Raw genomic sequence first — 1219 nt, 5'->3', positions numbered from 1 at the left:
CTTCTGGGGGGGTGACAACCAGCCTGAAACCCAGAGGTGGTGAGGATTGAGCCAATGTGTGCTAAAAAAAGATAGGCAGCATAATTGTTACACGCTTGCCTATCCAAAAAATAATGATACCAACATTTTACCAGACTCATTTAAAAAAACAACTGACATCAGCTCAGTTTCTTGTAATGACAACTTTGATATCTGTGATGCAATCAGAAAAACAAGTGAGATTAGAACGACTGGCACGGGTATTTCCTTACCCAATTACAACGGAAAGTCGGCGTAGAAAACTACAAAGATTTCTGGATTTACCAAGCTTAACTATCTCATTAATTGGGTTCCCCTTAATTACTTATTGGTTGACCACTTATTGCCGCATTGGTACTCGTTTATCAATTGCAATCGACCGCAGTCAATGGGGGTGCATTAATCTCTTTATGGTTAGCTTAATCTGGGAGCGAAGAGCAATTCCATTATACTGGTCATTGTTGCCCAAATTGGGGAGCAGCAACTTCGAGGAACAGACTACCAATTTAGAGCCTGTTTTACCGTTATTTTCAGAATATAAAGTCATCGTTTTAGGAGACCGTGAATTTTGTTCGGTAGACGCAAGGATTCTGGCTCAAGGAAAAGGGTGTGTCTTTTTGCTTAAGACTGAAGAGGAATCATTGTATCGAAACAGAGCATTTAGTTTGGCAGCGATTAGATGAATTAGGAATAGTGCCGGGAACCTCTTTATATTTTCAAGGTAAAAGAGTGAGAAAAACTCAACCTGCCACTGGATTTGATGTTGGTTGTAAGTGGAAAAGAAACTATGGGGCATGGCAGGTTGATGAAGCGTGGTTTATACTCACAGATCTAGGGTCGTTGCGGGCAGCGATCGATGCTTACAAGCAACGGATGGGTATCGAAGAAATGTTTCGAGATTGTAAAACAGGAGGCTACGATCTGGAAGGAACTAGCTTAAAAGGCAACCGACTGATTAACATGATTCTGCTGATGACACTCGCCTATAGTTGGGCAATATTTGAAGGTACTGAACTTCAGAAAAAGCAGGTAGGAAAATATGTATGTCGGCGTCAAGAACCTAAAAAAAGATATCGAAGACGGAGTACATTTGGTGTTGGCTTAGATGGAGAAAAGTGGGTTAATTATCTCGAACAATATTCTGATGAAGTGGAACAGTTAATGAAGTTAACTCGAAATAAACGTCGCTTTTATCAACAAG

Annotated in this window: 2 protein-coding genes; both read left to right on the top strand. The window is 40.5% G+C overall.

Going from position 1 to position 1219, the window contains the following annotated elements:
- Positions 1 to 113 precede the first annotated feature (113 nt).
- Positions 114 to 701, top strand: coding sequence for a hypothetical protein (locus tag QUA57_RS28530; RefSeq protein WP_333065160.1), 588 nt, complete (start codon positions 114 to 116; stop codon positions 699 to 701).
- Positions 628 to 1219: transposase (locus QUA57_RS28525; RefSeq protein ID WP_333065166.1), on the top strand; the 592-nt coding region annotated here is incomplete at its 3' end. The genes QUA57_RS28530 and QUA57_RS28525, both read left to right, overlap by 74 nt.

The sequence above is a fragment of the Microcoleus sp. Pol7_B2 genome (assembly GCF_036701035.1).
Classification (GTDB): domain Bacteria; phylum Cyanobacteriota; class Cyanobacteriia; order Cyanobacteriales; family Microcoleaceae; genus Microcoleus.
The sequence above is the reverse complement of the archived record's forward strand: the minus strand, read 5'-3'. Positions and strand labels throughout refer to the sequence as shown.